This is a genomic window from Autumnicola tepida, assembly GCF_031846485.1.
Taxonomy (GTDB): domain Bacteria; phylum Bacteroidota; class Bacteroidia; order Flavobacteriales; family Flavobacteriaceae; genus Autumnicola; species Autumnicola tepida.
Genome location: NZ_JAVRHQ010000004.1, coordinates 152,855 through 173,338, shown reverse-complemented (window position 1 = coordinate 173,338; position 20,484 = coordinate 152,855). Strand labels below are relative to the sequence as shown.

Sequence of the window (20,484 nt, the reverse complement as noted above, 5' to 3'; positions counted from 1 at the left end):
AGCGTAAAGCTAATTACCTAAAGCCTCCATACTAAATGTTTATAATTTTACCTGTTTATATTTCCCGTTATTTTGCAGGAACCACTGGTAAGTTTTCTTTATTCCTTCTTCCAGGGTGGTTGAGGCTTGCCAGCCGGCATTTTTCATTTTATCCACGTTCATCAGTTTACGCGGGGTGCCGTCCGGCTTACTGCTGTCCCAGATAATCTCCCCCTTGTGCCCTACGGTTTTTTGTATAAGTTCTGCCAGTTCCTTTATCGTAAGATCTGTTCCCGTTCCTATATTATACAGGTTATCTGCTAATTTATTATTGAGGCCAAAATACACGGCATCTGCAAGGTCATCCACAAATAAGAATTCCCTCATAGGCGTGCCTGAACCCCACAGTTCTACAGGCACATGAGCGTTCTCCTTTGCATCGTGGAACTTCCTGATCATGGCCGGAAGCACATGGGAAGTCTTCAGGTCAAAATTATCATGTGTCCCGTAAAGATTAGTAGGCATCAGGCTTATATAATCTTTCCCGAACTGTTTTCTTAATGCTTCACAGGCTTTAACCCCGGCGATCTTGGCTATGGCATACCACTGGTTAGTAGCTTCCAGGCTGTCGGTAAGCAGGTACTCCTCTTTTAAAGGCTGGGGAGCCAGTTTAGGGTAGATACAGGAGCTGCCCAGAAAAATAAATTTTTCTACCCCCGTTTTGTGGGCTTCATCAATGAGGTTATTCTGGATCTGAAGATTTTCCATCAGGAACTGGTAGGGGTAATCATTGTTGGCAAGAATTCCACCAACCCTGGCCGCCGCATCTATGACCACTTCAGGCTTTTCTTCAGCAAAAAATCTCTTTACAGCCTGCTGATCGCGAAGATCCAGCTCCTTTGAAGCTTTGCCTATAAGGTTGGTATATCCTTCAGCCTCCAACTTGCGCCAGATGGCTGAACCTACCATTCCTTTGTGTCCGGCGATGTATATCTTGATGTTCTTGTTCATATTAGATAGTCAACCACTGAGTTCCTCGGAGTTCGGCACAGAGTGCCACAGAGGTTGCTTTGGGTTATTTTATTAATCTTTTAATTCCATTTTTTAAAGAGGCAACATTGAAATTAAGAAGCAATCCAATTTTACACCTGGATAGCTTCAAATATGTCAGCACTTGTGCAGTGTGCACATCATTTAAGGTTTCCACAGATTTTATCTCAACCACAACCGAACCTTCTACTAAGATGTCAATACGATATCCTGCGTTAAGCTTGACTTCATGATAAACAAGAGGTAAAGTTTTTTGTTTTTCAACACTTAAACCGGATTGTTTCAACTCGTAACAGAGGCATTCTTCGTAAGCACTTTCTAATAAACCAGGACCTAATTCAGAATGTACCTTGAAAGCACATTTTAGGATCTGTTCTGTTATTTTATTTATGTGCTGCATTATCTAACCACGGTGTTCACTGAGTTAGGCCCAGAGTTGCGCCGAGTTTTTATCTGTGACCTCTGTGCATTCCTCTGTGCTCTCTGTGTTTAAGCCTTACTATTCGAAGTAGTTTAGGATTTTATAACCACCTTCTTTTAAATGCTGATCCTTTCTCATCAATTCCACATCACTAGACATCATATCTTTGACCAGGTCCTTTAGATCGTATTCCGGAACCCAGCCGAGTTTGTTCCTGGCTTTGGAAGCATCCCCTATTAGTAAGTCTACTTCGGTGGGACGGAAATATTGTGGATCTACAGCTAATACTTCTTTACCTTCCTCTAACTGGAAGTCCGGATTGCTGCAGGATTTCACATAAGCTTTTTCCTCTACGCCTTCACCTTTAAACTCCAGTTCAATTCCCACTTCAGCAAAAGCCATTCTTACGAAATCCCGGACGGGAGTGGTTTTCCCGGTGGCGATCACCCAGTCTTCAGCTTCTTCAGCCTGAAGGATCATCCACATCATACGAACATAGTCTTTGGCATGGCCCCAATCCCTTTGGGCATCAAGATTCCCGAGATAGAATTTATCCTGCAAACCTAGTGCAATTCTTGCCGCGGCACGAGTGATCTTCCTGGTAACGAATGTTTCGCCCCTTAGTGGAGATTCATGGTTAAACAAAATCCCGTTGCAGGCATACATGCCATAAGCTTCACGATAATTTACCGTGATCCAGTAGGCATACATCTTGGCAACCGCATAAGGGCTGCGAGGATAGAAAGGAGTGGTTTCGGTTTGTGGCACTTCCTGTACTTTCCCATATAACTCGGAAGTGGAAGCCTGATAGATCCTGGTCTTCTTCTCAAGCCCGAGCAACCTTACCGCATCCAGGATACGCAAAGTCCCAAGGCCATCGGCATTCCCGGTATATTCCGGGGTTTCAAAAGAAACATGCACATGACTCATCGCCGCGAGGTTATAGATCTCGTCCGGCTGTATCTCCTGGATAAGACGGATAAGATTGGTACTATCGGTCATGTCCCCGTAATGAAGAATAAAGTTCCTGTTTTCTTCATGGGGATCCTGGTACAGATGATCGATCCTGTCTGTATTAAACAAAGAGGCCCTTCTTTTAAGCCCGTGTACAATGTAGCCTTTCTTAAGAAGAAATTCACTTAAATAGGCTCCATCCTGACCGGTCACCCCGGTGATTAATGCTACTTTTTTCATTTTAAAGCTATAGGCTTAAAGCTGTAAGCGATAAGCAGTTTTTAAATTTTGATTCCGGTTATAAAACATTTCTTCTTTGGTTTTACAATCTAATCTCTTTTCCCGCATTGCTACAAATAGCCAGGCCGGCGACTGTTTTCTACTCCAGAGTTGGGGCAAACCGGGGGCAACAGATCACCGGTTTTGGCTAAATTTTTATGCAGTTAAGGCAGGAAAATATTTTCCATTTCTAATGGATTAAATCCGGACTATTTTTTTCTAACTCCACATACACATCCTTTACCTTCTGCGATTCGGCTTTGGACAATACCAGCTGGGCATCTTTGGTAGAAACAAGAATACAGTTCCCCAGCCCCACAAAGGCGGTATGGCGATCTGAACCTAACACCATATTACCATTGACATCCACCGGGTGGCCCTGCTCCTTCAGGTAATCATACACCGCTTCAAAACTGCCCATATCACTCCATTCAAACTCCGCTTTAATTACCTTAATCTTATCACTCTTTTCCATCACGGCATAATCCACACTTACCGAAGGAATTTCCATAGAAGCTTCCAGAGGCAATTTACCTTCTTTATTTTGCTGCCAGGCCAGTTTGGCCTTCTCAAAAAGTACAGGGCTAAGTTCCTTTAACTCCTCAAGAAAAACCCCTGCCTTAAAACAAAACATCCCGCTATTCCACAAAAAATTCCCCTGTCTCAAAAAGTCCCTGGCGGTTTCCACACTGGGCTTTTCCCTGAAGGAAATAACATCCTGGCCTTTATGCTCTATATAGCCATAACCGGATTCGGGCCTGTTTGGAGCCACTCCAAAAGTGACTAAAACATCCCTGTGCGCAAGTTTTATGGCTTCTTTAATGGCACCTGAATACCCCGGACCATCTTTAATAATATGATCTGCCGGGGTGACCAGCAAAACATCCTCCTTAGCCGAAGCGAAGGCAGCAAAAGCAATTGCCGCAGCGGTATTACGAGGGGCAGCTTCCACAACATCGGTATAATCTGTAAGTTTTAACTTATAAAGACTATCTTCAGATAACTGCCGGTTGCCCTGGTTTCCAACAACCATAAGCCGATCTGAAAGAGCAGCATTTCGCTCTATTGCCAGTTCAAACAGGTTCCGGGATTGCCCATGCTTTTCAGCACCGGCACCCGCTGTGTTTTCAGAAAAAATGTTTAGGTATTGTTTAGGCCGTGAATGCCTGGAGAGAGGCCATAGCCTGCTCCCAACCCCGCCTGTGAGCAGGACGTGAATTACTGAAGACATTGTAGGTTAAGTTTTACTTCTGCCGAGTAGGGTTGGCAAAAAAATGCAAGCTTTTAATCTATTACCTGCAAAGCGCTTTTCATGGCTTCGCCGCTGCAAGTCCCATTGGGCTCTCACAGAAAAATTTTTATATTTTTTTAAGAAACCGGCCTTTACTTCCTTTGTGGAAAAAATAATCCCTGTGCTTCTTTGAGCGGACAAAACTATAATTTTTTGTATTCCTGTCAATGCTTTCTTGTTAATTTTTTTAACTAACATGGCTAAAAATTTTTAGAAAATTTTAAGAATTAAAGATTTCTTAATTTGAGATTTTCAAATATTAAATTTTTGAAGAGTTTTTTAAAGAAAAAGACAGCGACAGCTTCTAAAAATGAATGTTTTTTATTTTTTTGAAGATTGAATAAAAGACACTTAAACGGAGAATATTAGGATTTAGAAATAAAAAATTTCATCTGTATTTCAAAAGTAGAAAGAAAAATCCTACGAAGTACTGAGCTGATAGTTAAGCCGTTGGAGTTTTAAAGCGAAAAATCGATATCAGGTTCCAATCAGGTGGTGAAATCAGAATGGAGATTTAACTTAGCAGACAAATGCTAACTTAAACGGACAAACGGAGATCATATCAGACCCGGCTTTGCTGGCAGAATAGGGAGAATTTGGCGCATAAGCTGTTTCTTCTGTAAAAAAGCCTGTTTCTCCAAGGCTGCCAAAAACCTCATCTGTAGAGACATGAAGAAACCGGCTATTTTCATAGCCTTCTTTATATTTAAATGGCCCCTTCATCCAGTATTTATAAGCCACATCCAACAGGCAAAACGTGCCGCGCACGTTGGTTTCTATAAATACCCCCGGGTTTTGAATGGAATTATCAACATGGGATTCCGCAGCAAGATGAACCACCCCCGAAATGTCATGCGCCCGAAAAAGATCTTCTACCAGCTTCCGGTCACAGATATTTCCTTTTACAAACATGTACCTGTCATTATCCTTCACCTCTGCTAGATTGGCCTCATCCCCTGCATAGGTAAGCAGGTCCAGGTTAATAACATTCAGCACGGGATTAGATTCCAGAAAACAGGGTATAAAATTAGAACCTATAAAGCCGGCCCCACCGGTTACCAGAATGTTTCTTTTTTTTGACATAGCTTTTAATTACCTCAGAATTCTACTTCCTCCTATTATATAATTAATTAATCCCGCTGTGAAAATGGCCGTTCTCAACATTTCTTAAGGAACTTAATAACAGGTTCCTGCCCTGCAAAGATAATTTTTACAGAAATAACCTGAAAAGAGCGGCAGTTGCTTAAAAGCCGCGTCTTCCCCTCAGGACTTGTTAGCCCCAGGAGCTTTAGCCTTTAGATTCCTTATTTTCTAATAACACCGAACTACCTGTTTTAATCTTCAGGCCTTAAGCCAGAGGATCACTTTCTGTAACTGTAAAATTTTCAGCTTAAACATTAAAGTTATTAGGTTACAAAAACCCGGACAATTTTATTTTCTTTTAATCCTATCCAGCAGGTATTTTCCATAGCCATTTTTCCTTAAAGGCATGGCTAAGGCTTTTAAATCTTCTTTATTAATATAGCCTTTTTCGTAAGCGATCTCTTCTATACAGGCCACCTTTAAACCCTGTCTTTTTTCTATTGTGTGTATGAAATTAGAAGCTTCCAGCATAGATTCATGCGTCCCGGTATCCAGCCAGGCGTATCTGCGGCCCATGAGTTCTACTTTAAGATTGCCCTGTCTTAAATATTCTACATTTACTGAAGTAATTTCCAGCTCTCCCCGCTTACTCGGCCTAACCTGCTTCGCGATCTCCACCACAGAATTCGGATAAAAATATAAGCCCGAAACTGCGTAATTGCTTTTTGGCTGCTTTGGTTTTTCTTCAATGCTAATCACATTGCCATTCTTATCAAATTCGGCCACGCCATATCTTTCCGGGTCATTAACATAATAGCCGAAAACGGTGGCTTTCCGCTCCGTCTCTACGTGTTGCCGGGATTGTTTCAGCAGGCCGCTAAAGCCATGTCCGTAGAAAATATTATCTCCCAGCACCAGGCATACATCATCATCTCCAATAAATTCCTCTCCAATTATAAAAGCCTGGGCAAGGCCATCCGGGCTGGGTTGTACCTTATTCTGAAAGTTTATGCCGAGACCGGCACCATCTCCCAGCAGTTTTTGAAGTTAGGCAGATCTCCAGGGGTGGAAATAACCAGGATATCCCTTATCCCCGCAAGCATTAATGCAGACAGGGGATAGTAGATCATAGGTTTATCATAAATATTTAAAAGTTGTTTTGAAACCCCTTTGGTAACCGGATAAAGACGGGTGCCGGAACCGCCTGCTAAAATTATTCCTTTCATCTCCTGTTTACTCTAAGCTTAAAAGCGATTAGCTGTTTAAAAATTTATTTTACCAGGAACCAGCCATTCTTTAACTCCTCCCTGTTATATAGCATTTCTTCGCCGGATTCATAATCAGTCAACGTTTTTCCGGCAAAGGTACAAATAGCATGGCCGGCAGCAGTATCCCACTCCATAGTAGGCCCAAAACGCGGATAAACATCGGCCTTAGCTTCAGCCACCATGCACAACTTAAGAGAACTGCCTTTGGAAACCACTTTTACCTCGCCATGCATTTTCTTAAGGGAACTGATATACTCTTCAGTTTCAGCGGAAAGATGTGATTTACTGGCGACCACAGTGTATTCTTTATTCTCTACTGCTATTGGTAATTTTTTAGCTTCAGAAGTTATTTCTTCTATATTGGTTGTTTCAGAAATATCCTCAACCATAAAAGACCCGGTTTCCTTTTCTGCAAAATAAAGCTGCTTTAGCACAGGAACATAAATTACCCCCAGGATTGGCTTCAGATCCTCTATCAGGGCGATGTTAACCGTAAACTCCCCGTTCCTCTTTATAAACTCTTTAGTACCGTCCAGAGGATCTACAATCCAGAGACGTGGCCATTTTTTGCGTTCGGCATAAGGAGCATGTTTTCCTTCTTCAGAAAGCACTGGGATTCCCGTTTTGTCAAGAAAGGACGTAATGGTATTATGCGCGGCCATATCGGCTTTTGTAAGGGGGGAATTATCTGTTTTTTGCTGAATCCCGAAATCTTCCTGCTCATATACTTCAAGGATCTTTTTTCCTGCTTCAACCGAAGCCCTTATTGCGGTTTCTAATAGTGGATCCATATTTAAGTTCTCTTCAAAAGTTCTAATATTTTAAGTTGAAGGAGGTGTTTTTTCAAAACCTCCACAGAGTTTTTTCCCGAGGGTCCGGGCGTACCCTTGCCCCGGTGGCAAAACTTTTCAGATTAAATTTTTCTCCAACCTGAGTAAGTCCTCAAAATAAGCAATTGTTTTTACCAGGCCATCTTCTAAGGCAACCTGCGGCTCCCAGCCATTCAACTCCTTTTTTGCCAAATCGATTACCGGCTTGCGCTGAGTAGGATCATCTTTTGGCAGATCCAGGTGTACTATCCTGGATTTGGAGCCCGTGAGCTCTATAATTTTATCTGCCAGTTCCAGCATGGTAAATTCCCCCGGGTTCCCCAGGTTTACGGGCCCTGTAAATCCGTCCCGGCTATTCATCATTCTTATAGTTCCTTCCACCAGGTCATCTACATACTGAAAGCTACGGGTTTGTTTGCCGTCCCCAAAAACAGTGATATCATTTCCTTTTAAGGCCTGGACAATAAAGTTGGAAACCACCCGGCCATCATCAGGATTCATATTTGGACCGTAGGTATTAAAGATCCTGATAATTTTAATATTCACATTATTTTGCAAATGATAATCCATGAACAAGGTTTCGGCACATCGCTTCCCTTCATCATAACAGGAGCGCTGGCCTATAGGGTTTACATTGCCCCAGTAACTTTCGGGTTGCGGATGTACCTCAGGATCGCCGTATACCTCGCTGGTACTGGCCTGCAGGATCTTTGCTTTTACCCTTTTTGCCAAACCAAGAGTATTGATGGCGCCCATCACCGAAGTTTTTATCGTTTTAATGGCGTTGTACTGGTAATGCACCGGAGAGGCAGGACAGGCGAGGTTATAAATCTCATCCACCTCGGCAAAATAGGGCTGGGTGATATCATGCCTTACCATTTCGAAATATGGATTATCCAGCAGTTCGACAATATTTTTTTTGCTACCGGTAAAGTAGTTATCCAGGCAGATGACTTCATTGCCTTCTTGCAGGAGCCTTTTACATAAATGCGAGCCCACAAAACCGGCTCCTCCTGTTATTAGTATCTTTTTTCTTTCCAATTGATTTTATCTTTTTGCTTTTAGATAGCTGAGTTTAGTTCCAGCCGGTATTAATCCGGGACTCTACAATTTCCAGGATTTTTGTTATCTCAACCTCCAGGGCAGAATCTTCTGTCGAAACCTCCACATCTGGAGCAACAGGTTTTTCATAAGGCGCAGAGATCCCCGTGAAATTGGTAATTTCCCCAGCCCTGGCTTTTTGATATAAACCTTTTACATCCCTTTTTTCACATTCTTCCAGGGAAGTGGATACAAAAATCTCCAGGAAATTTTCTTCCCCAACAATATCTTTTATTAATTGCCGGTCACTCGCTAAAGGAGTAATAAAGGCTGAAATCACCACGATCCCGCTTTCCAAAAAGAGTTTGGCCACTTCTGCCACTCTCCTTAGGTTCTCCGTCCTGTCTTCTTCAGTAAAATGTAAATTGCAGTTCAGGCCACTTCTAATATTATCCCCGTCCAGGAGACAGGTGTGAACACTTCTTTTAAAAAGCTCTTTCTCCAGAAGTTTGGCAAGAGTGGATTTTCCCGCGCCCGAAAGGCCGGTAAACCATACCACTGTGGGTTTATGTCCCTTCAGATTTATTTTTTCTTCCCGACTTAGCGCCTCTTCTTCCAGGAAAAGATTCTTCATATTCTAAAAAATTATGAATTGATCTCAAATATAGGAATTCCGGAAAGCTTAAGCTGCCAATATGGTAAGATTGGAAATAATATTCCCTGGAAATTATACCACATCAGAAATTTTTGCCGTCACAAGGCAACCTATAGCCGGAAGGAACAGGCGCATTTTCTTTTTCCCTATTTCAGCGATATTCGCCTCCTGGTCTTTTAGCGCCCCCTGGGAAATTTTTACGGTGTCCCCTACAGAATATTTTTCGACCTTAACCGCATCCACCTCATCGTTTTCCAGCCAGTTCCTCAGAGTCTTAATTTCTTCATCCCTTACCACAGCAGGTTTGCCCAGCCAAAAAAGATATCTTACCACTCCAGGCGCATCAAATACCACAGAACGATCCTTGTCATGAAGGCGCACGAATATGTAAGACTTAAAAAGAGGGGAGGTAATTTTCTTTTTACGGTCACTCCACTGCCTTACTTCGGTGTGGGTTGGACAGTAGGTTTCCACCTTTAGCTTCCGCAAAGCCTTATCTACCTTCAATTCCCATTTTGGCCTGGTATACAACACGTACCACTTCATGATTGTCTTTAACATATTATCAATCCGGGTAGGGCACCGGAGGTTATTAAGATTATAAAGCTACAAATTTTAAATTTAAAGCAGTAAAGTAGTTTGGGAAAGGCCTTGAATTTGAGCACCACACGCAGGCATCCTTAAAAGTGGACATGAGCAGGTATTGGCAACTTGAGATGGGATTAAAATGATTTGAGGCTATTGTGCCAGGATCTACAGAAGATTTAAAACGTTAAATTTATCCGGTTCAGGGATTGTAGAGATTGTGTCCGCCACCAAGGGTAGCTACCCATAGCCAGTTCCCCTCATCGAGGAAAAGATCTGAAATATCGCTGGAGCTAATCGAACTGTTTTTTGGCACATGCCTTATTTAAACCCTGAAAGGAGAGCATAAAAAGCAGGAATATGGACATTAGATTTGATGTTCGTAATAAACAAATGAAAGCAAATATCTAAACAGAAACAGGATTTCCAACACCATACTTCAGAAATAAAAATTTTGTTCACAATATAGTCCTAAATCAGATTTGATAAAGTGGATAAGGATAGTAAAAAAAGCCGCAATATTTATGTATGGGACACCAATTGGAAGAAAAAAATGTTCCTGTAACCTTTTCTCCCTTAAAATGTTCTTCACCAAGATATTCGGGTATAATCAAAGTGCCACCGAATTAGACACCTTTTATTTGATTCCAATTGATTTTATTTGATACAGCCAAAAATGAAAAAACCCGTAAACAGTGAAATTTACGGGGTTTTGATTTTATTTAATTTGCAAAAAGTACTCGAGGTGGGAGTACGCGAGTATTGGCAAAAGCCTTAGCTACTGGGCTTTCCAGGGGAGGCTTTTTGGAGTGCCCCCGAATTAGACACCTTTAACATTTTCTTAAATTTTTATTTACAAAACAGGCAAGAAAAAGTGGTGAAAAATTCCAATTGTGAAAACCGGGTCCTAATAAATATTCTATAATGTGATCGCCAAGTTTTTGATTTTAATCCGTTGCCTACCAAAAAGCTGCCTTATTCTTTAGTTTACTCCAGAAACCTTCTTCCTCAGCACCATAGGAATAACCATACTTATTACCATAACCAAAATTTGATAACTCAACATCATTTAATACGAATCCAACATCATGCAGTTTTCCATCTCTTTTCGCATCAAGCGCGAATTCCTGAAGCTTCTTCTCTGTATAACCGGCTCTAATCATATATAAGGTAAGATCTGCATATTTATTAATAAGAAAGGTATCTGCTACAAGCATAGAGGGCGCGGTATCCACAATCACATAATCAAATTTAGATTCCAGCTCAATAAATAATGTAGCTGTCTTATCCTGTCTCCATAATTCTGCCGGGTTAGGCGGAATGCTGCCTGAGGCCAGCAGAAACAAGTTTGAATGGAGTTTAGAAGGTTTAATGAGGCTTTCAAGACTATTTTGACCATTGACCAGAAAGTCACTAACTCCTAACATATTTTTTGTTTGAGTCTCATATCTCTGTAATTGCGGATTTCTAAGGTCACCCCCTACCACAACCACCTTCTTACCGCTATTGGCAAGAGTCATGGCAAGGTTAAAGGCGGTGAAAGTTTTTCCTTCTCCTTTTACCGTAGAAGTAATAAAGATCTTTATTCCCGTTTTTTTATCGCTGCTGTTAACCAGTAAATATTGCAGGTTGGTATGTAATATGCGGAACGCTTCGGCCAGAATGCTTCGGTCACTTTTCTCAATAATATCCTTTTGATTTTTTGCAACTTTTGGCACCTCTCCCACAATCGGTATTTCTTTCGCCGCCCGTTCAATATCTGCACGGTTCCGTATTTTATTGTTAAGCAGATTCCTGATATAGATTATCAGGAACGGGATCATTATTCCCAGGATTAAAGCGGCCAGTAAGATAATCTTTGGTTTTGGAGAAACCGGTGCCTTAGAACTGTAGGCACGATCAACAATTTTAGCTTTAGGCGCAGTTACGGCAAGAGAAAGAGAATTCTCTTCCCTTTTCTGCAAAAGGAATAGGTATAAAGCTTCCTTAATATTCTGCTGGCGTTCAATCCCTCTGTATTCCCTTTCCTTTGAGGGTACAGCTGCGATTTTAGAGCCTATCACCGCACTCTGTCTATCCAAATCTTTTTGAGCGATCCTTAGATTTGACCTCATGCGCTCCAGACTTTGAAGTACATTCGCCTTGATCTGTTCGATCTGAGAATTTAATCTGATTACAAGAGGATTTTTAGCTGTACTTCCGCTCAAAATACGATTGCGCTCCAGTACCAGTTCATTGAATTTAATGATACTCTGGTTCACTCCTTCCTCCTGGATGCCGAGATTAGAAGGTAATAAGCCGTTTTCTTCATCGTTATTAATATAAGAAATCATCGCATTAGCCAGCTCCAATTGTGTTCCAACTTCAGCCTGCCGCTTATTATATTCACTTGCATTCTCAATAATAATGGATGATTCGGCTTCAATATCAGTAAGACTGTTAGACTCCTTAAATTCTTCTTTCCCTGTTTCTACAGAGTCGAGTTCTTCATTGATAATAGAAAGTCTTTCATCAATAAATTTAGCTGTATTCCTTGCTACCAGATTTTTATCTTCTATGGCTTCCCGATTATATTCCATCACCAACTGATCCAGTACATCTCGTGCTTTTTCACGAACCTGATCTTCCAGCCCCAGTTCTATTAAAGTAGAATTCTTATCGGTCAGATTAATCTGTAGCTTCTCGCGGTAGTTAGAGGCCGTTGCATCTATTGTTGAGAAATTAACCAGGATCTCCTCGTAATCTTCGTAATCGCTTAGTTCATTCTTTTGAACAAGTACTTCAGCAAATCCAAGATTTATTGCCCTTCCTGCATCGGTTTTATCGACCTTTGCTGTATTTATATTTTTTAGCTGAAAATCCTTCCCTGCTTTTTCAATCCTAAAGGTAGTTCCTACTTCAGGATCTATTTCAGAAAGAAGCTCCTCATCAATCTTTAACACCTGTACTATAAACGGACTTTTAGAATATAATTCAATAGTCTTAATGCCGACATCTTCAAAATAACGAATATTAAGATCCAGAGCCCTGGTAACATTCGCCATCATCCTTCGGGATTTAAGAATCCCTATTTCATTTTCTATTGAGTTTGTTCCCATCCCATTTAGCAAACCCAGATCTGCAAAAGCAGCCATTTCAGAAGAAGGACTCTTGCTATCTTCATCCTTTATAATAATGCTTGCTGTAGTGCTATACGTGGGAATACTAAATTTTAGATAGGCAAAGGCGGCGGCTACACATATAATCACCCCCAGAACAAACCATGGCCAATACTTTAAATATTTCTCAAGCTCCTCTCGTAAATTTATTTCTTCTTCCTGAGGCCTGCCTGTTGTATGTTGTTGTTGTGACATAACTTAATTGGTAATTAAAACTACTAAAGAGACCAATACAGAAGCGATAGAAATATAGACTCCTGCATTCCTATTATAGCTGGCAGATTGCCTTTGTGCCCTATTTGGTTCTACATAGACTACATCATTTTGCTGAAGATTATAAAATGGAGAGTCCACAATTCCCGGATCTGTTAAATCAAGATATTTATAGGTTTTTTTGCCCTGATCTTCACGCATTACAAGGACGTTATTCCGCTTTCCATAAATACTAAGATCACCTGCCAGTCCCAAAGCTTTAGGAAGGGTTAAATATTCATCACGAATTTCAAAGGTTCCCGGACGATTCACTTCCCCTAAAACACTCACCTGAAAATTAACCAGACGAATATTTACGATTGGCTCCTGAACATATTCCCGGATTTCAGATTTTAATTTTTCCTGAAGATCCTGCCTGCTTAGCCCGCTAACATTCACTGTTCCCAAAATAGGAAATTCAATATTTCCTTCTGCATCCACCAGGTAGGTTTGAAGTTGTTGACGACCGGTAACAGAAAATCCACTATCTCCCTTTTCTGGCATACCCATTACAGGAAGATTAAATGGCATTGCCGCTGCCTGCTCCGGTGCAGAAACAACAATGGTAAGCAAATCATTAGGCTTTATCTTTAAACTTTTATCCTTGTTCATTTCCAGGCGTTCACCAGCCTGTTCCAGTCCCTGGAAATATACAATCTCTTTTCGGGAAACACAGGAACTTAGAATACACATACAAAAGACTACCTGTAAGGCTATTACGATTTGGGGTCGCTTCATTTTCATCATTATAAATTGGCTGCGAATATAAGATTCTTATAGAAGAAATTCACAATTTTTTAACGTTTTATAAATGCTTTATAGTTAGCTGAAATCAATTGATAACTGACACCTGCTTACTGATTATTGTTCCTTGACAAATGTTTAATCCAGGCCTCATTATAATTCCTCAACATATTTGCCAGCCGGGGCATCCCAATCCTGAACTGTCTTGCTACAGGATCCTCATTATTATAGGTATATTCCCATCTGAATTCTTCTGTAGTTCTTAGCTCGAGCTTTTTACTGCGAAGGATCTTACCCGGAAATAGGGAAAAAGCGAACTGAAAACCACCCGTTACCCCAATATCGGTTCCGGCTGCGAACAGTCCTATTTCTGCAGCTTCAAATTGTTTTATCAGGTCTAAGCGAGCTCCTTTATCCTTATACAAAAACTGACCAATACTTAATTTAAGGCTCGTATTCTCTATTCCGGTTCTCCATTCTACATCGGCTACTCCATATAGGTTATCCATAGACTCAGAATAATATTCCAGACCATACAGCCTATAAAATCCCGTCACTCCGCCGGCAAAACCAAAACTCCATGTAGAAGCCAAACGTGCATACCTGTATTCCAGATCAAAACCATAGCGATCATTATAAAAAGTTCCTGCACTCAGGCTAAAAAAATGAGAATTCCAGGGCTGGGTAAAATAATGCAGCATACTGGGGGCCGCCCGTAATTTCATGCCTTGATTATCCAGACTATTCACAATTGGAATGCTGATTCCCGTTTGCAGGCTCAGGCCCGGAGCCAGGTAAAGCCGGGTATCCAGCAAAACATTAAACTTGGTTTCAAAAGGATCTTCATAATAACCGTAACGGGAAACTACTTCGGGATGTAATCTAAAATTAAAACGGTAGTTTCTAAAAACATTATTATTTTTAGCAAAAAAATTCTTTTCTTCTGCATCCAGGGAATGGAATTTATAAGTCTCAGCATCATAAACACCTACGTGCTGGTTATGATAGAGCGGGATCCATTTAATATCATTTTTCTCTAGATCATCTTGATCTTCGAGGATCATCCCTGCGAAGAACATGCTATGATACGGGTTTCGGAATTCCCTGTGTTCAAAAAACAGCTTCAGGCTATCTGATTTATCCTGAATAATTAGGTTTTCGAAACCTTGCTTCCAAAGAGTTTTCTTTATCTCCTGGGCCTTCAGACTTAAACCGAGAAAAATGAACAACAGACTAATACCTGAATTTCTCATAGCTTCTTAAAGTTTTAGGTAAAAAGTCCAGTGAAAAATTTAATGCGGCACTAAAAGCCCATTCCTTTCCCTCGTAAGTATATCCCTGAAGATTAAGCCAGTCCCAGGGCTGGATAAAAACACCAGCGTTTAGGGTATTTGAATCATATTCAGCCATTGCACCTCCCCATTGAACAGGTTGATAAGAAAAGCCGGCAAAAACTCCGGTAAGATAATTGGCATTTAGCCTGGTTTCTGTTTTCTTTTCAATATGAAAATCCAGAAAAGAATTCGAATCATTTTTTTTCAGAAAGACATAAGGAGAACCATAGCCGGTAGTAAGGCTAAAATCCCCAAAACCCGTCTTAAAATTTTTTGTGAGCGCCAGATAATCATGGGCAAGATAAGGTGCGGCCGAGCCCGGCGGGGTCCATCCCAATACTATAGCCGGCCAGTATTTTTTTTCCTTTAGAAGCCGAAATCCAAAATCCAGTTGACGGTCTCCTATACCAAGTTTATTGATTTTTGCCCGGGCAGGGCGATGGGCTATGCTAAGATTGACTTCAAAAAATGAGGTTATAGAAGCTCTTGCGTTGTAAAACTGGACATCGGTAAATTCATTGCCGAATACACTATAATTTCCAGGCATAAGCGCATATGAAAAACCCAGCGGTTTATCCTCAAACCATTCTGCTGAGGGGGTATTGATGTACCCTGACTTTCCCATGATATTGACCTGGGAGGTCACATCTTTCGGGAAATATATAATGGAAAGAAAAAGAATTATTTTTAAACGCATGTACTTTTAAGTACTGAGAAGTGAGAAGTGAGAAGTGAAATTGTATAAAAAAGAGTTGTTTCCCGGGCTTATGAATTAGTACGATTACTAAGCTGAAACTGGCTACCGCAAGGCAATATGGTTTCAGCTTCTCTTTGAAACTATTAGACCAAACCGGAAACAACTCCTTTATAATTAGGCTTTTAAACTAGCTTCCAGATCCCTGATTATGACAGTTATTGCTAGCAGCTGTTAATTTAGCATCAGCTGTAGCCTTAATTGCGGCGAATTTAGCTTCTACTTCAGCAGTTCTGGTATCTCTTAAACCTTCAGCAGTTTGCTTTTCAACCGCTTCTTTATCTTCTAACTTTTGAGAAGCCGCATTATACCATCTGGTTAAATTTGAGCTTGCCTGTACTAAATAGATTAAAGCGAAAGACCTGATATTAGATGCAAGAGCAGGTGAATCACCTTCAATGGAATCAGCATAATTTATCAGATTTGTTGCCCCGCTTAGCAAAGAGTTGAAATATGTATCGTAAGCAGTGTCCACATTTGCCTGCCTTGAAGTAGTACGAGCTTCAGCCTCACCAAGCCTTCTTTGGTAATTGGCCTCGATAGTAGCAATATTTTCCTGACGTTTAGTAATTGCCGGTGCCATAGCTTCATCATAAGCTTCCTGGGCAGCTTCAAAACAAGGACCAGACTGTTGTGACTGGCTAAACGTATTTTTAGTAGAAAAATCTCCTTCAAAACCTTTTAATACAGATTCGTTAAACACAGAAAAAGTTTCTAAATCGGCACCAAAATCTACAGATGGTAGTAATTCAAGAACTTCTGCAGGAGCATCTTCAAGACTTGTAGCTACTGCAGCTAAATCACCTTCCAGGCCAGTCATATTCAGGATCTCTTCTGCCCTGTTAGCATCTAAAGCATCTGCTTCAGCTTTAGCTTCGGTAGAAAAACCGGCACTAAAATTTTCTACTGCATCAAGGCTCGCCTGAGTTTCAGCGCTTACATCTCCCGAACCGTCTCCAAGGTCTGCGACAATAGCCGTAGTTTTTTCAGATTCCTCTATTCCGCCGGTATCGGGTTCGGTAATTTCGGGATCTTCATCCTCTACGGTTTCCAGCTCTTCAAGATCTTCAAATTGATCTTCAAAGTCGTAAGTAGGAGGGGTATCGTCGTCCTTACTACAGTTAACAAATAGCAGACCTGCCAATGCAAGACTAACATAAAGACCGGGCCTTCCGGCTGAACTTAAAAAATTGATTTTCATAAGATTGATTAATTAAATTGGTAAATATTAAAATTGAATAAATAAAACCTTTATTAAAGCGACTTAAGAGAAGAAGTTGGTATTTCTTATAAGCCCCCGAAGTTGCACTCTAATTCCATCCCGGTTTCTTTTTGAAACTATAACTTTTAACTTCCTGTTCTTCTTGAGAATTTCGAATATAACGGCTATGCCCAGAAAAATTAAAAGCATAATAAAACTTAAACTCAGGCTCTCGAATATTTTGCTTAAAAATATAAAAGCGACAATAATAAGAATATTTATTGCACCCAACACCAGACTAGCCTGTTTATGGCTTAGTTTATTATCCAGCAATACATGATGCAGGTGATTACGATCTGCCTCAAAGGGACTTTTCCCGTCCAGCAAACGCAAAATAATCACTCTTAAAGTATCATATACTGGTAAAAATAAAATTGCCAGTACAAACAGTACACGATTCTCCGGCATAAAACCTTCATCCAGTAAAAGTGGAGATTCATTTCTTACTAATATTTTAAGGCTTAAAAAAGCGATCAAAAAGCCTATGGTTAATGAACCTCCATCCCCCATAAAAATCTTTCGATGCCCCCGGGAAAAATTATATCTTAAAAATCCTGCCAGCACTCCTACCACCGTAACGCTTAGGAGTACAAAATAGGGCTCTCCTATAAGATGAAATATTACTGCAAAAGAAGAACAAATCACAATGCCGGCAATCCCGGCCAGCCCATCTATCCCATCTATAAGGTTGTAAGCGTTAATAAGAGCTATTACAATCAGCAGTTTTAATCCATAACCAAGCCATAAAGGAATTTCATGAATTCCCAAAAAACCATGAAGATCATTTAAAAGTAATTCCGGTGAAAAAATGATGAATCCCGCTGCAAAGACCTGACTTATAAATTTTAACCTTGCCGTTGATATTACCAGGTCATCTTTTAAACCAGCCATAAATAAAAAGGTGAGACCTATAATGAGATGATTCCCGGTATAGGAAGTACGTAGACTTTGCAGGATACTGATGATCAGGATCAACACCAGGAAAAAAGCAACTCCTCCAAAAGATGGAACCTCTATCCTATGTGAACTGCGATGATTAATTTCTTTTACCAGTTGCTTTTCTTTGGTTACCCAAAGTACTTTTGGTATAAAATACCAGGTTAAACAGAAAGCCAGTAAAAATGTTCCAAATGTAAAGAATAAGGTATAGCCCCGGAAAAGTTCCAGTAAAACCTTTTGATCTAAAATATTCATTTTTGTTAATTTATCGGGTTAGTAGTTAACCTGATCTGCAGGGAGATTGGTTGTGGTAAGCAATTAATATATGTTCAATAAAATTTTAATTTTTCTTTCTGCTGTTTTTCCATCCCAAAGCGGGATATTCCCTCCCTGTTTCCATTCCCCGACCATTACTTCGTCCAGGTATAGCTTTAGGTTCTTTAATCGGTTCCTAATCATTCATTCCTTCCCATGGTGATGGTTTCTTACATAACTCAGTCGAATACTTTGTATTAAACTCAAGCACGAAAATGAGTGAAAAAAAAAGGCCACTCCTCCAAAGGAAGGTGTTTCCACCGTATGGGAACTACGACCGACAACTGCGGCAGTAAGTTTTTTCTCTTTACTTACCCATAGGACTTTGGGAATAAGATAATAGGTTACTACAAAGGTCCCCAGGAATAAGCAGCCAAGGAAAATTTCGTAATTCGAACGAAACAATTCCAGGATAAGGTCCTGATCAAGAATGTTCATAATTGAAAGATTTTGGTTGGTGTGTTCTCGATACACTCCACAAAACCGTCAGTATTTTTGAGCCGTTCGTCACTTCGAGTGTTTTAAAAAAGCGAGAGCTTTTTAAAAAGTATCAAGAAGAAGAACGGTGAAAAACGTGTCGAGAACAGGTTTTGTGAATCACTCGAACTGACGAAGGCCATCAGCACGAATGGAAGCATCGAATTTGATTAATGAATTAAACAATCGCGTAGCGACGGATAAAATTATCTTCTTATGGGTTATATAAAAGGGTAGAAGTACTGTAATGTTAATATAAATAATAAAAATTAATTATCTAATTTAAAATCAGTAGAATCAATAATGACCTGTTTATTATGTGTCAGACCATTTTTTCTATAAACAAGAATCGTATTCAGATAATCTATTGGATAGGTCGAATTTGAAAAGATCAAGCGTTTTATGGCTCGCGCAAATTTACCAAGAATGACTTCCTCTGTATCTAACTCCTGATGATATTCAGAGGGGTCAATCAGTTCTAAATTGTAATCATCAAATCTTTCTGGATTGAGATATTGAATTTCTAAGGAAAACGTGGTGTCATTTAATAAAGCTGTCAAATGTTCTTTATTTTTGAAGTGCAAGTTTAATTTGTTCATCTGTCTTGGTTTTTTTATTGACATTAATTTTCTAAAGCAGGATCTTCTGTTTGGTTTAATTTTTCTTTGATAATGGTATCATATACATTTAGTAACTGCTGCCAAATCTTCTGAGAGTCAAATTCCTTTTCTACCCTAGTTCTCCCTTTTTGACCCATGGAGTTTCTTAACTCTGAATCATCAATTAGCTTTTCAAGGCCTCTTTCAAATGATTTGTAATTGATATACTCACAAAGAAGACCGGAAACATTTGCTTTAATACTTTCTCGGCAACCAACTACGTCAAAAGCAACTACTGGTAATTCCATTGCTGAAGCTTCAATGGCGACATTGCCGAAACCTTCACGATGAGATGGAAAGGCAAAAATATCGGCTGCTGCAAAATAATTTTGAACATCCTTCACCCAGCCTGCCTGATGAATTCTCGGATGGCTTTTTATACAAGCAAGGACGTCTTCTTCTAATGGATCAAAATTTTCATATTTTCCTTGTAGCAACAAATGGATGTGAGAATACTTTTGAGACAAGGAATTGAATGCCCTTACAAGTTCATTAATTCCCTTATCATTCCTTAAACGCCCTGAATTAAGAATTAATATATCATGGTCATTTAACCCTAAGTCTTTTCTAATGCTTACCCTTTCTTCATTTGTTTTAGCTGTCTTCCTAAACTTTTTTAAATCAACCCCATTACTAGAACCAGAGCCGAAAACTACTATTTTTTCTGCTCTACAAATATTTTTTTCTATTACATCCTTTCTTATTTCCTTGGAATCGCTTAGAACAATTAATGATAATGTACATACCAATTTTTCAATTTTTTCATAAAAAAAGCGGGTAAACCCGGTGGTGCTTTCATATGCACGGCCGCGAAGGTTGTAAACAATATTTCTGTGGAAAGAAAAGTAAGCAGCAAGAGAGCCTATTAAAGAAGCTTTTGGTGTAGAGATATTTATTATGTCAAATCGATTAAATATAAAAAACCAGGTTAACTTAAGTAGACTGTATAGGTCATGAAAAACAGAGGGTTCTCTTTTTAAATGAATAATTTCGGTTTTAAATCCCTGTTCTCTAAGCCATTCATGTTCTACACCGGCAGGTGCAAGTCCGGTAATTTCATACCCATTTGCTCTCAAAAATTTAAACTGGTCTCTATACAACCCGTGCAGGTTCATTGCTGAACCTATAATAATACAGATTTTTTTGTTTGGCATA

The 20,484-nt window shown here is 40.0% G+C and carries 18 protein-coding genes and 2 pseudogenes; all 20 read right to left on the bottom strand.

What is annotated here, in order from left to right; all coding sequences use genetic code 11:
- Positions 1-39: 39 nt before the first annotated feature.
- On the bottom strand, positions 40-990 hold the full coding sequence (locus tag RM553_RS05605) for a GDP-L-fucose synthase family protein (protein ID WP_311533975.1): 951 nt from the start codon (positions 988-990) through the stop codon (positions 40-42).
- Between the two features lie 64 nt (positions 991-1,054).
- Complete coding sequence (locus RM553_RS05600; protein ID WP_311533974.1) at positions 1,055-1,429, bottom strand: GxxExxY protein; 375 nt, start codon at positions 1,427-1,429, stop codon at positions 1,055-1,057.
- 99 nt (positions 1,430-1,528) lie between these two features.
- On the bottom strand, positions 1,529-2,644 hold the full coding sequence (gmd, locus tag RM553_RS05595) for a GDP-mannose 4,6-dehydratase (RefSeq protein WP_311533973.1): 1,116 nt from the start codon (positions 2,642-2,644) through the stop codon (positions 1,529-1,531).
- A 229-nt stretch (positions 2,645-2,873) separates the two neighbouring features.
- A complete protein-coding gene (locus RM553_RS05590; RefSeq protein ID WP_311533972.1) occupies positions 2,874-3,914 on the bottom strand; it encodes a mannose-1-phosphate guanylyltransferase in 1,041 nt (346 codons plus the stop codon).
- Positions 3,915-3,920: 6 nt separating this feature from the next.
- Positions 3,921-4,172, bottom strand: a complete 252-nt coding sequence (locus tag RM553_RS05585) for a hypothetical protein (protein WP_311533971.1) — start codon at positions 4,170-4,172, stop codon at positions 3,921-3,923.
- Positions 4,173-4,529: 357 nt separating this feature from the next.
- Positions 4,530-5,057 (bottom strand): annotated as a pseudogene (locus RM553_RS05580) (dTDP-glucose 4,6-dehydratase); the annotation flags it as partial.
- A gap of 348 nt (positions 5,058-5,405) precedes the next feature.
- A pseudogene (rfbA, locus tag RM553_RS05575) lies at positions 5,406-6,283 on the bottom strand (glucose-1-phosphate thymidylyltransferase RfbA).
- A gap of 44 nt (positions 6,284-6,327) precedes the next feature.
- Positions 6,328-7,116, bottom strand: coding sequence for a 3'(2'),5'-bisphosphate nucleotidase CysQ (cysQ, locus tag RM553_RS05570; protein WP_311533970.1), 789 nt, complete (start codon positions 7,114-7,116; stop codon positions 6,328-6,330).
- Between the two features lie 117 nt (positions 7,117-7,233).
- Positions 7,234-8,196, bottom strand: coding sequence for a UDP-glucuronic acid decarboxylase family protein (locus RM553_RS05565; RefSeq protein ID WP_311533969.1), 963 nt, complete (start codon positions 8,194-8,196; stop codon positions 7,234-7,236).
- 34 nt (positions 8,197-8,230) lie between these two features.
- The gene (gene cysC / locus RM553_RS05560) at positions 8,231-8,830 is read right to left on the bottom strand and encodes an adenylyl-sulfate kinase (protein WP_311533968.1); all 600 of its coding nucleotides are present in this window, start codon (positions 8,828-8,830) and stop codon (positions 8,231-8,233) included.
- Positions 8,831-8,923: 93 nt separating this feature from the next.
- The gene (locus RM553_RS05555) at positions 8,924-9,412 is read right to left on the bottom strand and encodes a UpxY family transcription antiterminator (protein ID WP_311533967.1); all 489 of its coding nucleotides are present in this window, start codon (positions 9,410-9,412) and stop codon (positions 8,924-8,926) included.
- Between the two features lie 983 nt (positions 9,413-10,395).
- Positions 10,396-12,789 (bottom strand): GumC family protein, encoded by a 2,394-nt coding sequence (locus RM553_RS05550; RefSeq protein WP_311533966.1) that lies wholly within the window; start codon positions 12,787-12,789, stop codon positions 10,396-10,398.
- 3 nt (positions 12,790-12,792) lie between these two features.
- A complete protein-coding gene (locus RM553_RS05545; protein WP_311533965.1) occupies positions 12,793-13,584 on the bottom strand; it encodes a polysaccharide biosynthesis/export family protein in 792 nt (263 codons plus the stop codon).
- A gap of 116 nt (positions 13,585-13,700) precedes the next feature.
- Positions 13,701-14,843, bottom strand: coding sequence for a YjbH domain-containing protein (locus tag RM553_RS05540; RefSeq protein WP_311533964.1), 1,143 nt, complete (start codon positions 14,841-14,843; stop codon positions 13,701-13,703).
- Positions 14,824-15,621 (bottom strand): YjbH domain-containing protein, encoded by a 798-nt coding sequence (locus RM553_RS05535; protein ID WP_311533963.1) that lies wholly within the window; start codon positions 15,619-15,621, stop codon positions 14,824-14,826. The genes RM553_RS05540 and RM553_RS05535 overlap by 20 nt, the downstream gene beginning before the upstream one ends.
- 187 nt (positions 15,622-15,808) lie before the next feature.
- Positions 15,809-16,879, bottom strand: coding sequence for a hypothetical protein (locus tag RM553_RS05530; protein WP_311533962.1), 1,071 nt, complete (start codon positions 16,877-16,879; stop codon positions 15,809-15,811).
- Positions 16,880-16,942: 63 nt separating this feature from the next.
- Entirely contained in the window at positions 16,943-18,133 is a 1,191-nt protein-coding gene (locus RM553_RS05525; protein WP_311533961.1) for a glycosyltransferase family 4 protein, read from the bottom strand.
- Between the two features lie 204 nt (positions 18,134-18,337).
- Positions 18,338-18,631: a hypothetical protein gene (locus tag RM553_RS05520; RefSeq protein WP_311533960.1), complete on the bottom strand. Its 294-nt coding sequence runs from the start codon at positions 18,629-18,631 to the stop codon at positions 18,338-18,340.
- Between the two features lie 308 nt (positions 18,632-18,939).
- Positions 18,940-19,269 carry a hypothetical protein gene (locus RM553_RS05515; protein ID WP_311533959.1) on the bottom strand — a complete coding sequence of 110 codons (330 nt, stop codon included), beginning with the start codon at positions 19,267-19,269 and terminating at the stop codon, positions 18,940-18,942.
- A gap of 23 nt (positions 19,270-19,292) precedes the next feature.
- On the bottom strand, positions 19,293-20,483 hold the full coding sequence (locus tag RM553_RS05510) for a glycosyltransferase family 4 protein (protein ID WP_311533958.1): 1,191 nt from the start codon (positions 20,481-20,483) through the stop codon (positions 19,293-19,295).
- Position 20,484: the final 1 nt, after the last annotated feature.